Source organism: Streptacidiphilus sp. PAMC 29251 (assembly GCF_054208735.2).
In genome coordinates this window covers 15,207-29,065 of record NZ_CM135725.2, presented here as the reverse complement: position 1 = coordinate 29,065, position 13,859 = coordinate 15,207, and the positions used below count along the sequence as shown (strand labels likewise).

Below are 13,859 nucleotides of genomic sequence, written 5' to 3'. Positions count from 1 at the left end.
GTAGTGGTGGGACCAGATGATGTCGAGGTCGCTGAGGGCTGGACCGAGGTAGGTAGTCCGCACCCGGCCGGCTTCTCGCTCGACGAGGTCCGGCTGGTTCTCGGGCTGTTGCTCGGCCCGTTCTTCGTGGCGGTGGGCGTTTGGTTCGCCTGGGGCGACATAGCGGTCCGGATCCATTTCGACGGTGCGCCTCGGGCTGCGGCTGTCGTGGTCAGCGCTGAGTATGTGAAGCCGACGCTCAAGGAAGACGCCTCGGCGATCGTGGTGGACGTCCGGACGGCGTCGGGTCTGGCGTCCGTTGCTATCGACCATCCGGTGAATGCGCCGGACGGGCTCTCAACCCGAATCCACCGATGAATGACCTGTCCGAGGCCTGGACATAACGACGCGGATGCCCTCTGACCTGGGACGATGGGACTTCCTACAGAACCAAGTCGCCAGAACGAGAGAACATCCGCGAGATGCAATCCTGCCATGCCGCCACAGCGGTTTCCGCCGTCTTCGACGAGCCGAACCTGATCGCCGATGCCGGGCTGCTGTCGCTGGTCCGGCTGGCCGAGCGGGCCGGCCTGCGGCAACTGGCCGCGTCCGCGCTCCGCATCGAGGGCGCCGACAACAGCGGCGGAGCCAACCCGGCCGCCAAAGTGATGTCGCTGATCAGCGCGATGTGCGCGGGCGCGGACAGCATCGACGACGCGGCGCGGCTGCGGCACGGCGCGATGGACCGCGCCTTCACCTCGGTCCGCGCGCCCTCCACCCTGGGCACCTTCCTGCGCTCCTTCACCCACGGCCACAACCGCCAGCTCCACCGCGTTCACCGCGACTTCCTGGCCCGACTGGCCCGCAGCACCCCACTGCTGCCCGGCGCCGACACACTGATGTTCATCGACATCGACCCCACCCACCGCCGCGTGTACGGCCACGCCAAGCAGGGCGCGCAGGTCGGCCGCCTCAAGGGCCAGCGCACCCTGCACCCGATCCTGGCCACCCTGTCCACCCCGATCGCCCGGCCCGTGATCGGCGCGGTCCGCCTGCGCCGCGGCAAGGCCGCCGACGTCCGCGGAGCCGAGAGCTTCGTGAGCGAGGCCCTGGCCATAGCGAAGGAGACCGGCGGCACCGGGATCCGCCTGGTCCGCGCGGACAGCAAGTTCTACACCGCCGACGTGGTCGCCGCCTGCCGCCGGGCCGGCGCCCGATTCTCCCTGACCACCGGCATGAACCCCTCCATCGCGGGCGCGATCTCCCGCATCCCGCAGGAGTCCTGGACGGCGATCCGCTACCCGGACGCCTTCGTCGACCCCGACACCGGCGAGATGGTCTCCGACGCCGAGGTCGCCGAGATCCCCTACACCGCCTTCACCGGCCGAAGGAAGTCCGAGCACGTCACCGCCCGGCTGATCGTGCGCCGGGTCCGCCGATTGAACGCCGAAGTGGCCCAGGGTCAGGGCGAGTTGTTCACCGCCTGGCGTTACCACCCCGTCTTCACCGACAGCTCCTTCGCGGTGCTGCAGGCGGAACTGCACCACCGGCAGCACGCCGTGGTGGAGCAGGTGATCGCGGACGGGAAGTCCGGGCCTCTGGCCCACCTGCCGTCCGGGAACTTCCAGGCCAACGCCGCGTGGCTGACCCTGTGGGCGATGTCGCACAACCTGCTGCGGGCCGCCGGTGCGCTGACCTCGGTCTTCCACGCCAAGGCCACCACAGCGACCCTGCGCGCCCACCTGGTCCACGTCCCGGCCCGGCTCGCGCGCACCGCGCGCACCAAATTGACGGTGCATCTGCCCGAGCACTGGCCCTGGCGCGACGCCTTCACCGCCCTGTTCGAGGCCGTCCACTCCCCACCGCCGCGCCCGGCGGCCTGACCGCCACAAGATCCCGCACCGCGACGGCCCGACGGCCACCGGCGACAGCGCCACCAACCGCTCCCGACCCCGCACAACCCCTCGGACAGGCCGCGACCCGCGCACGGCGGCTACCGCACACCCTCAACCTGTTGCCCCCAGCGGCCGACCGTCCACGGGCAGGAGAGCAACCCCGAAATGATCAGCCGGTGGATTCGGGCTCAACTGGTGACCGTGTGACCGTGTTGTTCGACCCTGCTCGTCCTGGGGATGCGATCTTCCCCAGCCAGCTGGGGTGGGGAAGGGTCTTGCCGGGTCTGGGGTTCACCGTCGTGGGGTCGGCTGTCACTGTCGCGGGCGCGCTGACAGTGGTGCGCAGGGCCCGTAGGCGATGGACGGATAGATCGCCTGCAGGGAACGCCGGGCCGGGGCGTGTCTCATAGCGTGGATCGGATTCAAAGCCCATCGGGCTAGGTTCAACCAGCTCACGGAGCAGTGCCACCACGACGCCCCCACACCGGATCAGACAGCAACTGGTCCAACTCCGGTGAGACTAACGGCTGTTTGCCCATCTTCGCCGAGAATCAGCTCACCTTCGCTGAGACAGGTCATCCACGGTGACGCCCTGGCGTCCGCGATCAGTGCCAGGCCGGTGTTGTCGGGCCCGGACCCGGGCCCTGGTCTGCCCGTCTACCGCCGCGAACGCGCAACCACTGTCCACAGGGGCGCGCCAGCAGGGTGGAGCCCATGAACGACACCAGCGGTTTCGAAGCAGCAGACGTATCCACCCGCCCCCTGGAGCCGGGCAGCCGGCCCCGCGGGTGCCGCAAGGTCCACAGCTTCCGCCCGAACCGCCGCGGCGGGGACGGGCAGAGGCGCGCCCGGTTCCTGGTCCACCACCTGGAGTTCCACGGCGGCCTGGACGAGAGCGTGGAGCGCCTGGCCCGGGACGAGGTGGTGCTCGACTTCCTCGCGTTCGGACCGTTCGAGCGCCAGCGCCGTGCGATCGAGGCCTGGCTCCTGGACCCCTACACGGCCGGGACCGGCCCGTACGCCGACCCGGCCATCCGCAGGCGGTCCGCGCTTGCCCGCCGCAGCCCGGTCACCGCCGCCGACCCCGTCGGCACGGAGGCCGGCGGCGAGGGTGAAGACTTCCGCCGTCGGATCGCGGAGCTCGTGGACGGCATCACCATGCGGGTCGTGCTGGAGCGCGATGCCACAGGCGTGCACATCCCGCGGGCCTGAGGGACGGCTGCAGGGCGGCCCGCGCCGGGGTGCCTGCTCCGGCCCGGTACCGGTCAGGCACCCCGGGCCAGCCCGGTCAGCAGCTGCGCGGCGGTCGGCATCCCCGGCCGGGCCGGGTCGGCCTGTCCGGCCGGGCGCACCAGCTGCCAGTCCCTGGCTTCCAGCTCCGTGTCGAGCAGGGCGCCCAGGCGCACCTCGACACTGAGCAGCGCCCCTTGCAGCGCCCGGTCCGGCAGTCCGGTGCTGCGCCGCAGCACGGTCAGCGACACCGGGACCAGGACTTGGGCGCGGCGCCACGTATCGAGGGTGACGAACGCGGTGGTCGACTGGACGCGGACCACCCGGGCCAGCTGGCGGGTGTGGGGGAGCGGTGGTGCGGTCAAGGCAGTGGGCCCCCTTGGAACGGCGGGTGGGACCGTCGATGATGGCCCATCAGCAGGGTGCCGGACCAGGGAATTCACCAGCCCGGGGCGGCCCGTGCGGAAGCGCGCGAAGGCCGCGCACGCCCCCTGGGGGCCGCTGCGACCCCCTTCGCCTGACGGCACCACGGGCCGCCTGGGCGGGTTCTACGCTGCTCCTCATGATGTTCTCCCTCCTCAGCGACAGCGATGCCGCTGCAATGCACCCCACCGAGTTCCAGGACTGGCTGACGGACCTGGAAGGCGACACCTCGGTGACCGACGCCGACGTCTACGCGGTCCGCGCCCTGGTCCACCGCACGCTGGTCGGGACCGACGCCTAAGGACTGGAATCAGAATTGCGCAGCCGAGGGTGAGGAGTTTGACAGGGCCCCGGTGCCACGTGCTCCACTCCATGGAACCAAGGGAGTGGGAGGCGGGGAGCGATGGGCGGAGTGCGAGGTGTCCCTTGGCGGGAGGCGGTCCGGATGGCGGCCCTGTGCTGGGTCCTCTGCGCGATGGCGTACGCCGCTTTCAGTCTCCTCGACATTGAGCCAGTAGTTGTCGCGGCCGCCGTGTCACCGGTACTGGGGAATTGGTTCTACCACCGGCACCGGTACTGGGGCGCAGGAGCGTTGGCGACCTGTGTCGGCTTCGTTGTGGTGGGTGTCCTGGTGGACCTGATGCGGCCGCATCTGGGCGGTGTCGCTGCGGACCCGTTGGCGACAGCGGTGGGAGCGACAGTCGCTCTCGCTGTCTTCACCGGAGCATCGCGGTGCACGTCCCAGCGGCCTGATCAGACCCAATCCGTTCGCACCCCTTGAAGACCACAGGCACGCCGACGAGGTAGGCAGCGAGCGAGTTCCGACACCTCCGGCAACTTCCAGTGGCGTCGGCTGGAGTCCTCATTTTGATTTCAGTCCCGAGTCCCCGCACCAGCCGCGACACCCTGTACGTCCGCAGCGCCCGCCGGCACCCCGCCGGACGGGCGCTGCGCCGCGTTGCCGGTGCCGGTGCCGGTGGGCGCGGTCGACTGCTGCGCGGGAACCGGCGACCGTACGGGGGCGGCTGCCTGGTTCAGGGCGCGGTCCAGGATGACCGCCAGGGCCCGTGCGGACTCCTGGACGTCCGGGTGGCCGGTCTGACCCGCCAGAACTGCCCTGGCCAGGGCCAGAGCGGTTTCCACGACGGCGGCCTGGACCGGCACGACCCGGAGCCTGCCCACCGCCTCACGGGCCCGCTCGGCACTGCCGTCGCCGCCGAGGGTGCCGGAGCCGGGAACGGGGCCCGGGGCGGGCGCGTGGGCGGGTGCGGCCCATGGGGGAGGGCGGCGGGAGGCAGGTGGAGCACCGGGGCCCGGTCCCAGTCCTTGCCGTGGGGAAGTGCTGCTCACGGCGGTCCAACGCGTGAGGCTGCCCCCGGACACGGTTCCCGGTGGCAGCCTGGTGGATCACATCGACTCGACCAGCCGGCCGGGCTGCTCCCAGTGGCTGTGCGGTGCCCGTGGCCGCCCTGGGGCAGGTGTCTGTGCTGGCGAGGGCGGCACGTATCGACCGCCCGTCAGCTGCCCGCGGCGCGCTGGGTGTTCATGGTCCGCATGGTGTTGCGGCGCTCTGAGATCGCGGCCGCTTCGCGTTCGGCCTTGAGCTGGCGCTTGAGGCGCTGCTCGGCCAGCTGGTCCTGGTAGCGCTCCAGGTTGAGGCGGTACTGCTGGACGAAGTCCTTGTGGGTCAGCTTCTGCGTCGCCGGCATCGCCTCGATGGCGGCCTCGCACTCCTCCACCGTGCGGTAGGAGGCGAGCATCGGGTTCAGCTGGTAGCTGCCGTTGCGGACCCGGGTCAGGATCTGCGCCAGGTCCAGGTCCCGCAGCGCGCCGTTGACGGTGGCCCGGCTGAGTCCGCACATCTTCGCGATGGCGGCCTGGTCCAGGTGCAGCAGCCCGCCGTCGCTGCTGAACGCGCGGATCTTCAACAGCACGCGGTAGGCCACGGGCACCAGGTCCAGGTCGGCCAGGACACCCTCGGCATTGACACAGGCGTAGCGCCGGGGCGCTGGAGTGGTGCTCACGACTGGCTCTCCTTCGACTCACGGCTGCGCCGGCGGGCGGCACGAGCTTCTACTCGCTTCTCTCGTACCCGCTGGATCTCGGCACGCATCGCGTTCAGGTTCGGGTACCTGACCAGTTCCGGCAGGGTCAGGTCGTCACGGATCCTACGGATCGTGTCGGCCTGCTCCACACGCCGGTACTCGGCCTTGACCGTCTCGGTGCCCGGGATGAACTCCCCGGCACGGTAGCTGTAGGGCGGGTTGAACTGGTAGAGCCCGCGGCCGACCTTGAAGACGATGCCGTGGCTCATCACCTCGGCCAGGATCTCGTTCACCCCCACCCTGGGCACGTCCAGGACCCGCCCCATCTCCTCCTGCGTCAGCTCGATCGTCCCGCCCGCCCGCTGGCAGGAGATCATCAGCAGGATCAGCCGCAGCGGCAGGGCCTCGCGGAAGTACTGCGCGATGACGAAGAAGAACTCCTGGCTGTCCATGCAGAACGCGCCCGGCCGCTCCTCACTCGCGAAGAACACGAGGTTGCCGCGCTCGGGGCCCAGCGAGAGAGCGCGGTCCGGGAAGCGGCGGGCGACCTCGTCCAGGTTCTCCGCCGGCTTCAGCGTCCGCAGCTTCTTGGGCGTCTCGAATGCCGTACCGGGGTCCGGCAGCAGCAGCGGGGGCTGCTCCGGGATGGCGCGGCGTCGACGCCGGTGACAACAACTGCGTCCCAACAGGCGGATCGCACCAGATCCAGCGGCAGTGCCTGTGACACCTACCGTGTCCCGGCACAACGCGGTGTCTGTCGCCCGGCCACGTCGGCTGTCGCCGCTGCCCTGTCGCGCCGAAGGGATGCCGGGCGAATCAGGGGGAACTGACCCCGACGACGGGGTCCGTCCGGGATGATCCTTTGTACGCGGGGCTTAGAGGCTCTCTGCGCGGCGCCGAGCTCTCATCTTCGGGCCACTGTCTCCTTCCGGAAGGTTTCCTGTCATGCCGCAGATCGTCGTTCTCCCCACCCGACCCGCTGCCCTGACGGTGCCGTGATCGAGGCCACCCGCGGGCAGTCCGTATGTGCCGCGCTGTTGCAGCACGACATCGAGATTGAGCATGCGTGTGAGATGTCGTTCGCGTGCACGACGTGTCACGTCGTCGTGCGCGAGGGATTCGCCTCGCTCGGTGAGCTCGACGACAAGGAAGAGGACCTGTTGGGCATGGCCTGGGGACTTGAGGCGACCTCCCGCCTGTCCTGCCAGGCGCTCATCCGCGAAGAGGACCTCGTCGTCGAGATCCCGAAGTACACCATCAACCACGCCTCCGAGAACTCCTGACGCCGGCGCGAGCGTTCAGCCAGACGTGCCCCGGCGCTTCAAGTGCCCGAAGGAGTGCACGGGCTCGGTCCATGAGCGCGACGGCTGCCGGGCCTGCGAGGGCGGGGAGCACCGCCGCGAGGCCGTGCTGTCGCTGTCCATCGCCGACACGGTGGCCGTCATGGCCGTCATGGCCGACCTGGCCGCCGCGTAGCCCCACCGCCGCGCAGGCCGGCGGGCCGGACTCCCGGCGCGGACCCGCGGGTCGCTGCCGCCGTTCCGCGCCGGTACGGGTCAGGCGCCCCGGGGCAGCGAGGTCAGCAGCTGCGCGGCGGTCGGCATCCCCGGCCGGGCCGGGTCGGCCTGTCCGGCCCGGCGCACCAGTTGCCAGTTCCGAGGCTTCAGGTCGGTGTCGAGCAACGCGTCCAGGCGCACTTCGACGCTGAGCAGCGCCCCTTGCAGCGCCCGGTCGTGGAGTCCGGTGCTGCGCCGCAGCACGGTCACCGGGACCGGGACCAGGACCTGGGCGCGGCACCAGGTATCGAGCGTGATGAAGGCGTGGGTGTTCTGGACGCGGACGACCCGGGCCAGCTGCCGGGTGTGGCGGAGCGGTGGAACGGTCAACGAAGTGGGCCCCTTGGAGCGGCGCGCGGTGGGACCGTCGATGATGGCCCATCAGCAGCCGCAGGACCAGGGAAATCACCAGCACCGGACGGCCCCGACGGAAGCGCGTACGGGCCCCCTCACGCCCCCTGCGCCCCGCGTACGGCCCCTCGCCGGGGTGGCCGATCCCCCGTAGCGCCCCGGGCCGCCCAGGCGGCCCTTACGCTCGTTCCATGCCGCTCTCCATGCTCAGTGACAGCGAAGCCGCTTCCATGGATCCTCGGGAGCTCCAGGACTGGCTGGCCGACCTTGAGGATGATCCCGAGGTCACCGACGCCTACGTCGCCCAGGCCCGCGCCCTGGTCCACCGCGCGCTGGTCGGCCCCGCCGCATAGGGTCCTGCAGCGCTGACACCTCGGCAGAAGCCGTTCCCTGCAGTTCGCTGCCGCCGCTGGCACTCACGCGCCCACGGTGGCCGACGCCGCCATGCCTGTGTCGGCCACCGTGGGCGAGGCTGCGGGCCGGTCCGGTCGGTGGGGTGTCAGTAGGCGAGCAGCCCGGCTGGCACGGCGTGTCCGGCGGCCGTCAGCTCCTTCGCGTAGTTCTCACGGGCGGTGCGCTCGCGCTTGAGCAGTTCTTCCGCGTCGCTGAGTCCGATGGGCTCCACGTAAGGGACGGCGGTGGCGGCATTGACGTGGGTCATCCACGCCTTGTTTGCGGCCACGTACTCGGTGGTTGCAGCCTCGAGGGCGGCGTTCTCAGTCATGCCAAGGATGTTGCCACGAAAGGATTTTCGGACGGTAATCCTGGAGCGGCCCGCTGTCTCAGCGACAGGGCGGCCGGGGGCGGGGCGCTCGGTGCCGGGGGCGGCCGCGGGCCCCACGCCGGGGTCCGGTCCCAGGCCTCGCCGTGGGGAAGCTGTTCACGGCGGTCCAACGGACAGGGCCGCCCCCCGGACGCGGTCTCCGGGGGGCGGCCCTGGTGGATCGGCTGTGTCAGCTGCCGGCGGCGTGCTGGGTGTTGCGGGCCCGCATGGTGTTACGCCGCTCGTTGATCGCGGCCACCTCCATCTCGGCCTTGAGCTGGCGCTTGCGGCGCTGCTCGGCGAGCTGGTCCTCGTACTTCGCGGTGTTGCTGCGGTACTGCTTGATGAAGTCCTTGTGGGTCACCTGCAGCTCTTCCGGCATCGCCTCGATGGCGGCGTCGCAGTCCTCGGCGGTGAGGTAGGAGGCGAGCATGGGGTTGAGCTGGTAGGTGCCGTTGCGGACCCTGGTCAGGATCTGGGCCAGGTCCAGGTCCCGTAGTGCGCCGTTGACGGTGGCGCGGCTGAGGCCGCACATCGTGGCGATGGCGGCCTGGTCCAGGTGCAGCAGCCCGCCGGGCTCACTGAAGGCGCGGACCTTGAGCAGCACGCGGTAGGCCACGGGGACCAGGTCCAGGTCGGCCAGGGCGCTTTCGGCGTTGACACAGGAGTAGCGCCTGGGTGCGGGCTTGGTGCTCACGACTCGGTCTCCTTCGACTCACGGCTGCGCCGGCGGGCGGCACGCGTTGCTGCTCGCTCTTCTCGTACCCGCTCGATCTCGGTTCGCATCGCGTTGAGGTTCGGGTACCTGACCAGCTCCGGCAGGGTCAGGTCGTCACGGATCTTACGGAGGGTGTCGCTCTGCTCCACACGCCGGTACTCGGCCTTGGTGGTCTCCGTGCCGGGGATGAACTCTCCGGCGCGGTAGCTGTAGGGCGGGTTGAACTGGTAGCGGCCGCGGCCGACCTTGAAGACGATGCCGTGGCTCATCACCTCGGCCAGGATCTCGTTGATCCCGACCCTGGGCACGTCCAGGACCCGTCCCATCTCCTCCTGGGTCAGCTCGATCGTCCCGCCGGCCTTCTGGCAGGAGATCATCAGCAGGATCAGCCGCAGCGGCAGCGCCTCGCGGAAGTACTGCGCGATGACGAAGAAGAACTCCAGGCTGTCCATCGAGAACGCGCCGGGCTGCTCATCGCTGGCGAAGAACACCAGCGTGCCGCGCTCGGGGCTCAGCGCGATCCCACGGTCCGGGAAGCGGCGGGCGAGCTCGTCCAGGCTCTCCGCCGGGCGGACCGGCCGCAGCTTCTTGGGCTTCTCGAACGCTGTGCCGGGGTCCGGCAGCGGCAGCGGGGGCTGCTCGGGCAGCGCGCGGCGCCGACGCCTGGGAACAGCGGGGCCGGGCTGCTGCCGTTCGGGTACTGCTGCCACGGGCCGGTGCTCCTTGCCAGGGTGACTGCGGAGTGGATCAACCTAATGTCAACGTCTCTGGACACGGATGTCAAGGAACTTAGAACTTTTCGCGAGTTGTGTCCCCCCAGGGGGGACAGATCTCACCCCCTCCGCCCCCTCGGGAGCCCAAAAACGGCCGCACCAAAATGTCAAGGATTTTGGACATTTGCGACCGGATGTGTCTAGCCAGGACGGACACATCTCCGGAGATATGTCCGTCGTAGGGGGACATAACTCGATCGCCGCAAGCCTCTGACCAGCACAAACGGGGCCTCTCCCTATCTTAAGGGGGCGGTGTCGTCAGACGGGGGCCCACGTACCGACTACGGACGGTGCTGCGCCGACACGACGCCGGCACCCGCCGACAGGGCGCTGGACAGGCCTGCACCAACCGCTCCCGCATCCCGGGCCGAAGGCCCACCACCTGCGTGGTTCCCCGTTCCGGCCAATCCCCCGGGTACCAGGGCCGCTTGCCGCGCAATGCCGTTGCTTTAGCTCGATGGTGTGGTTCGTAGGTGGGTTCTGGCTCCAGGGGAAGGAGGTCGGTGTCAGGATTGAAGGCGCTGTTGAGCGCTAGGGGGTGCAGTGAGGTGACCCGACATTCAGGCTTCCGCCCCGATCGCGGGAGCGATACCGCGGAGCTGATCGCTTTTATCCGTGGCCGCCTGGACCAGGACGAGCGGCAGGCTCACCTGTTCCACGAGCTGAGCTGCACTGTTCCTGATCGGCTGCTTCATCAGGACGGGTGTGGGCGGTGCGGGCGCCGGTGGCGCTGCCGTTGTCGGGTGCCGGCGGATCTGATCATCACTGCCCGGTCCCTGCGCCGGATCCTTCACCACTGCGAGGCCCTGATCAGTGGCGAGGCCAGCGCTGATCCGTGCTGGCCGTTGGACCCGGTGTTCGCTGGACCTGCTTTGCGGATGCTGGCCCAGCGCTGGGAGTTCCAGCCCGGGTGGCGCGAGCACTGGTCTCTGTGATCCAGGGTGAGTTGTCGACGAGGGCTGCCTCAGCCGGACCACCCGAACGGGTCCTCTGGGTGATCGAGGCGGGCCGGCGGTCGGATGTCTGCGGGCACATCGCTGCGCGAGGCCGGACTCCAGCCGAGCGCCAGGGCGCCGGGCGGGACTGCGTTCTCAGGCTCGGGTGCGCTGGGTTGGGCAGCAGCCCAGCCGGGTCGGCACCATGTGCAGGAGGCCCGGCTGTGGACCGCTGAGTCCAGCCAGTAGGCCCCGAGCTGAGCTGTGGCGGTGGTGAACGGGTCGTAGGGGGGAACGTCCATGCCTTATCCAACGACAGGTCCTTCCTCGCACGCAACGACCTACCTCGTCGCCCGGGTTCTTGTTGGGGACGGGCCAGCGGCCGACGGCGGCCTTGTCCATGCCCGAGCGGCTGCGTGTCTGGGGCAAGCGGCTGGGCGGCTTTTTGACCATGCCTGGCTGCGGGCGTCGCCGCCGGGCGGGGAGGAGTCGGTGGCTCAGTTCGGCGCAGGCCTCACCGAAGGCGCATTCCAGGCCAGCGAGGGTGGTGGCGGCCTGGGCGAGGACGGTGCGTTGGATGATCCGGACAGCGGTCAGGTAGGACACGCGGTCCGGTTCGGCTGCCGGGCGGATCATCCCGGCCGAACCCGAGGTCTGGGGCAGCACCGCGGTCTGACCGGACCCCATTGGTCAGGCACCGTGGGTGGCCCGGTCAGAAGCTGACCGGGCGTCGGCGATTCCTGCCGGGGCCCGGCTGACTGGCTGCCACAGCTGTCTAACGCGAAGGCCCGCATCCCGTCCGGGGTGCGGGCCTTCGCGTATCAGGTAGGGGGTCAGCCGGCGCGGCGCATCTGGACGACCTTGGAGCGGCGGCCCATGGCCATGTCGCTGGGCTGGTAGTAGCGGACGTTGTTGAAGCGTCCGTACTCGTCCAGCCAGCCGGCCTCGACCAGCTCGGTGCGGACGCGGGAGAAGACGGTGGGCTGCCAGCCCATCTCCTTGGCCAGGGCTGCCCCGGTCTGCTCGGTGCCTTCCTTGCCCGAGGGCAGGGTGGCGTAGAAGGCGAGCAGTAGGCGCTGGTTCGGTGGCAGGTCCTTGGCTCGGCCCATCAGGGCCCGCACGTCCTGCAGAGTGTCGCTCACGGTGCCATTCTCCTCCGGGTCAGGCGCTGCGGGTAGCCAGGGCTGCGGAGTGGATGTGGGAGAGGAAGTTCTCCGGCTTCACCGCGGCGGCGTCCTGGGCCGCGTCGGTGATGAGCATGTACCCCTCGGGCTCCTCGGTCAGGCCCTTGATGTGCGGGGGGTTCCAGCCCTTGAGCGCCTCGCGGTGCTCGTAGCCGCTGCCGTTGAAGACCAGGTAGGGCGTGATCTCGTAGAAGGGGCTGCGCCCGATGCTGCCGCTCTTGCGCAGCAGCCTGTCCTTGGTGAGCTTGCGGATCATGCGGGTGAGGGAGTCCGGCGCCAGGCCCAGGTCCCGGCCGATGTCGGCCACCGTGCGGTTGACGAGCTTGGAGTCCAGCAGCGTGGCGCCGCAGTACCAGCCGATCACCCGCAGCTCAGCGTGGGTGCGCCCCGAGTCGCTCTTGTGGAGGGCCACGTACCGCACCAGGCTGAAGGTGCCCCAGGGACCGCCGTAGCCGAAGGAGGCCACGGGAGCGGGCTGGCCGTTGTCCTCGTAGACCCTGATGATCCGGCGGTCTGCCATTGCTGTGCCCCGTTCCCCGTGCAGATTGACGCTCGGTACACGCGATCCGATCCCAGGATCGGGTCGCGTGTGCTGACCATACATGTACTCGTAGGCTGTCTCTGAGGGATTTGTAGTTGGTGTGCTGGTGGGGTTGTGACCTGGGGTGTTGGTGTTGTGGCGGCCATGTGGGTTGGGCGGTCGGGGGGTGCTTGGGTGGCCTGGGTGGGGGTGGAGGCCGACCGATTTCGAAGACAGTCTTTTATGCTGCTAGTGCTGCGCTTAGTGTGGACCCACTCTCGTATTCATAGGGAGATAGGTAGCCGAGCTCACGTTGAATCCTGTGTCGATTGTAGTAAGACTCGGTGTATTCAAATATTGCACTCCCGACCTGCTTTATTGTTGTCCACACGTGCAGGTGGATCAATTCCTTTTTCAGGGTTGCGTTGAACGACTCTGCTGCGGCGTTGTCGAAGCAGATCCCCGTCTTTCCTACCGAAGGCAGGATTCCGCTGTCAAGACATTGGTCGCGAAATTTACTACCGGTGTACTGACTGCCACGGTCTGTATGCATGACGACTTCACCCTGTGCCGGCTGGCGATTTCGGATCGCCATGTCTAGCGCCTGGATCACCATGTCTTCGCGCATGTGGTCAGCGACCGACCAGCCGATGAGCTTCCGCGAATACCCGTCGATGACTGTCGCCATATAGGCCCAGCCTTCTGCGGTGTGAATGTAAGTGATGTCACCGTACCATATCTGGTCTTTCTTTTCCGGGACGAAATTCCGCTCGACGAGGTCCACCAGGCCGCGCCTGTTCGCCGGATCCTGGACGGTGGTGGCCTTGTAGGGCCGTGGATGGATGCACGCCAGCCCAGCGGCCCTGGCCAGGCGTCGGACGCGCTTGGGTGACACGCGCTCGCCCTGGCGGGCCAGCTGCGCGTGTATCCGGTCGATCCCGTAGCGACCCCTGTTGACTTTGTCGATAGCGATGATGAGTCGGGTAAGTTCGACATCGCGTCGTGCGTGTGCGGACTCCTCACGGCGGATCCACGAGTAGAATCCGGTACGCGATACGTCCAGCATCTTGCACATGAAGTTGATGGGATATATGAAGCGGCGTGGCTTGCCGACCTGCTCGTCGTGGACTTGCAGGATGAAGGCGAACTTTATTGGTTCTGGCTCGCAAACCACGCCGCTGCTTTTTTTAGGAAGTCCCGCTCCATGCGGAGCTTCCGTACTTCGTCTTCGAGTTCCTTCATATGGACGCGCTCGTCGATGGTCAGCGGCTTGTCTTTGATGCTTCCGCTCCTCTTCGCGGCATTTACCCAGTTTCCTAGGGTTCCCTCGTTCAGACCGAGGTCCCGGGCAATCTCAGCCACGGGCCGGCCGGAGCTCACCACTAGCTCTACGGCCTCTGCCTTGTACTCCTGGGTGTACTTCTTCCGCTTTGAAACCATCGTGCACTTCCCACTTGACACTTGAGTGAACTACTTCCAGTGTCCAC

Annotated in this window: 21 protein-coding genes; 8 read left to right on the top strand and 13 right to left on the bottom strand. The window is 68.7% G+C overall.

Features of this window, described 5'->3' with window-relative positions; translation table 11 throughout:
- Window positions 1-6: 6 nt before the first annotated feature.
- The 3 genes from ACXKR8_RS00185 to ACXKR8_RS00175 all read left to right on the top strand — a co-directional run bounded on the left by ACXKR8_RS00185 (window position 7) and on the right by ACXKR8_RS00175 (window position 3,086).
- Window positions 7-357 carry a hypothetical protein gene (locus tag ACXKR8_RS00185; protein ID WP_458270889.1) on the top strand — a complete coding sequence of 117 codons (351 nt, stop codon included), beginning with the start codon at window positions 7-9 and terminating at the stop codon, window positions 355-357.
- Window positions 358-461: 104 nt separating this feature from the next.
- Window positions 462-1,862 carry an IS1380 family transposase gene (locus ACXKR8_RS00180; RefSeq protein ID WP_458266600.1) on the top strand — a complete coding sequence of 467 codons (1,401 nt, stop codon included), beginning with the start codon at window positions 462-464 and terminating at the stop codon, window positions 1,860-1,862.
- Window positions 1,863-2,588: 726 nt separating this feature from the next.
- Window positions 2,589-3,086 (top strand): hypothetical protein, encoded by a 498-nt coding sequence (locus tag ACXKR8_RS00175; protein WP_458270888.1) that lies wholly within the window; start codon window positions 2,589-2,591, stop codon window positions 3,084-3,086.
- Window positions 3,087-3,139: 53 nt separating this feature from the next.
- Here the strand turns inward: ACXKR8_RS00175 and ACXKR8_RS00170 are convergent, their stop codons facing one another.
- On the bottom strand, window positions 3,140-3,469 hold the full coding sequence (locus tag ACXKR8_RS00170) for a hypothetical protein (RefSeq protein WP_458270887.1): 330 nt from the start codon (window positions 3,467-3,469) through the stop codon (window positions 3,140-3,142).
- A 197-nt stretch (window positions 3,470-3,666) separates the two neighbouring features.
- Here ACXKR8_RS00170 and ACXKR8_RS00165 point away from each other — a divergent pair, with 197 nt between their 5' ends.
- Window positions 3,667-3,828: a hypothetical protein gene (locus ACXKR8_RS00165; RefSeq protein WP_458270886.1), complete on the top strand. Its 162-nt coding sequence runs from the start codon at window positions 3,667-3,669 to the stop codon at window positions 3,826-3,828.
- A 572-nt stretch (window positions 3,829-4,400) separates the two neighbouring features.
- Here ACXKR8_RS00165 and ACXKR8_RS00160 read toward each other — a convergent pair.
- The 3 genes from ACXKR8_RS00160 to ACXKR8_RS00150 form a co-directional block, all read right to left on the bottom strand.
- A complete protein-coding gene (locus ACXKR8_RS00160) occupies window positions 4,401-4,877 on the bottom strand; it encodes a hypothetical protein (RefSeq protein ID WP_458270885.1) in 477 nt (158 codons plus the stop codon).
- Window positions 4,878-5,044: 167 nt separating this feature from the next.
- The gene (locus ACXKR8_RS00155; RefSeq protein ID WP_458270884.1) at window positions 5,045-5,551 is read right to left on the bottom strand and encodes a MarR family transcriptional regulator; all 507 of its coding nucleotides are present in this window, start codon (window positions 5,549-5,551) and stop codon (window positions 5,045-5,047) included.
- Entirely contained in the window at window positions 5,548-6,258 is a 711-nt protein-coding gene (locus ACXKR8_RS00150; protein WP_458270883.1) for a hypothetical protein, read from the bottom strand. The genes ACXKR8_RS00155 and ACXKR8_RS00150 overlap by 4 nt, the downstream gene beginning before the upstream one ends.
- A 168-nt stretch (window positions 6,259-6,426) precedes the next feature.
- On the opposite strand from ACXKR8_RS00150, the gene fdx reads away from it, so the two are divergent.
- Together fdx and ACXKR8_RS00140 are read left to right on the top strand one after the other, a co-directional pair.
- The gene (gene fdx / locus ACXKR8_RS00145; protein WP_462100198.1) at window positions 6,427-6,855 is read left to right on the top strand and encodes an ISC system 2Fe-2S type ferredoxin; all 429 of its coding nucleotides are present in this window, start codon (window positions 6,427-6,429) and stop codon (window positions 6,853-6,855) included.
- A gap of 25 nt (window positions 6,856-6,880) precedes the next feature.
- On the top strand, window positions 6,881-7,048 hold the full coding sequence (locus ACXKR8_RS00140; protein ID WP_458270881.1) for a hypothetical protein: 168 nt from the start codon (window positions 6,881-6,883) through the stop codon (window positions 7,046-7,048).
- An 80-nt stretch (window positions 7,049-7,128) separates the two neighbouring features.
- Here the strand turns inward: ACXKR8_RS00140 and ACXKR8_RS00135 are convergent, their stop codons facing one another.
- On the bottom strand, window positions 7,129-7,458 hold the full coding sequence (locus tag ACXKR8_RS00135) for a hypothetical protein (protein ID WP_458270880.1): 330 nt from the start codon (window positions 7,456-7,458) through the stop codon (window positions 7,129-7,131).
- Between the two features lie 212 nt (window positions 7,459-7,670).
- On the opposite strand from ACXKR8_RS00135, the gene ACXKR8_RS00130 reads away from it, so the two are divergent.
- Window positions 7,671-7,832: a hypothetical protein gene (locus ACXKR8_RS00130; protein ID WP_458270879.1), complete on the top strand. Its 162-nt coding sequence runs from the start codon at window positions 7,671-7,673 to the stop codon at window positions 7,830-7,832.
- A 146-nt stretch (window positions 7,833-7,978) separates the two neighbouring features.
- On the opposite strand, the gene ACXKR8_RS00125 is transcribed toward ACXKR8_RS00130, so the two are convergent.
- The 4 genes from ACXKR8_RS00125 to ACXKR8_RS00110 form a co-directional block, all read right to left on the bottom strand.
- Window positions 7,979-8,203 carry a hypothetical protein gene (locus tag ACXKR8_RS00125; protein WP_458270878.1) on the bottom strand — a complete coding sequence of 75 codons (225 nt, stop codon included), beginning with the start codon at window positions 8,201-8,203 and terminating at the stop codon, window positions 7,979-7,981.
- A 229-nt stretch (window positions 8,204-8,432) separates the two neighbouring features.
- Entirely contained in the window at window positions 8,433-8,939 is a 507-nt protein-coding gene (locus tag ACXKR8_RS00120) for a MarR family transcriptional regulator (protein WP_458270877.1), read from the bottom strand.
- A complete protein-coding gene (locus ACXKR8_RS00115) occupies window positions 8,936-9,670 on the bottom strand; it encodes a hypothetical protein (RefSeq protein WP_458270876.1) in 735 nt (244 codons plus the stop codon). The genes ACXKR8_RS00120 and ACXKR8_RS00115 overlap by 4 nt, the downstream gene beginning before the upstream one ends.
- 623 nt (window positions 9,671-10,293) lie before the next feature.
- On the bottom strand, window positions 10,294-10,428 hold the full coding sequence (locus ACXKR8_RS00110; RefSeq protein WP_458275298.1) for a hypothetical protein: 135 nt from the start codon (window positions 10,426-10,428) through the stop codon (window positions 10,294-10,296).
- Between ACXKR8_RS00110 and ACXKR8_RS00105 the strand changes: the two genes are divergently transcribed.
- Complete coding sequence (locus ACXKR8_RS00105) at window positions 10,384-10,668, top strand: hypothetical protein (RefSeq protein ID WP_458275265.1); 285 nt, start codon at window positions 10,384-10,386, stop codon at window positions 10,666-10,668. The genes ACXKR8_RS00110 and ACXKR8_RS00105 overlap by 45 nt on opposite strands.
- Before the next feature lie 833 nt (window positions 10,669-11,501).
- Here ACXKR8_RS00105 and ACXKR8_RS00100 read toward each other — a convergent pair.
- From ACXKR8_RS00100 to ACXKR8_RS00085, 4 genes are all read right to left on the bottom strand, one after another.
- Window positions 11,502-11,810 carry a replication initiation protein, RepL2 gene (locus ACXKR8_RS00100; RefSeq protein WP_458270875.1) on the bottom strand — a complete coding sequence of 103 codons (309 nt, stop codon included), beginning with the start codon at window positions 11,808-11,810 and terminating at the stop codon, window positions 11,502-11,504.
- A gap of 19 nt (window positions 11,811-11,829) precedes the next feature.
- Window positions 11,830-12,372, bottom strand: a complete 543-nt coding sequence (locus ACXKR8_RS00095; RefSeq protein WP_458270874.1) for a hypothetical protein — start codon at window positions 12,370-12,372, stop codon at window positions 11,830-11,832.
- 241 nt (window positions 12,373-12,613) lie between these two features.
- On the bottom strand, window positions 12,614-13,546 hold the full coding sequence (locus ACXKR8_RS00090) for an IS3 family transposase (RefSeq protein ID WP_458266876.1): 933 nt from the start codon (window positions 13,544-13,546) through the stop codon (window positions 12,614-12,616).
- Complete coding sequence (locus ACXKR8_RS00085; protein ID WP_458266877.1) at window positions 13,522-13,812, bottom strand: transposase; 291 nt, start codon at window positions 13,810-13,812, stop codon at window positions 13,522-13,524. The genes ACXKR8_RS00090 and ACXKR8_RS00085 overlap by 25 nt, the downstream gene beginning before the upstream one ends.
- Window positions 13,813-13,859 lie beyond the last annotated feature (47 nt).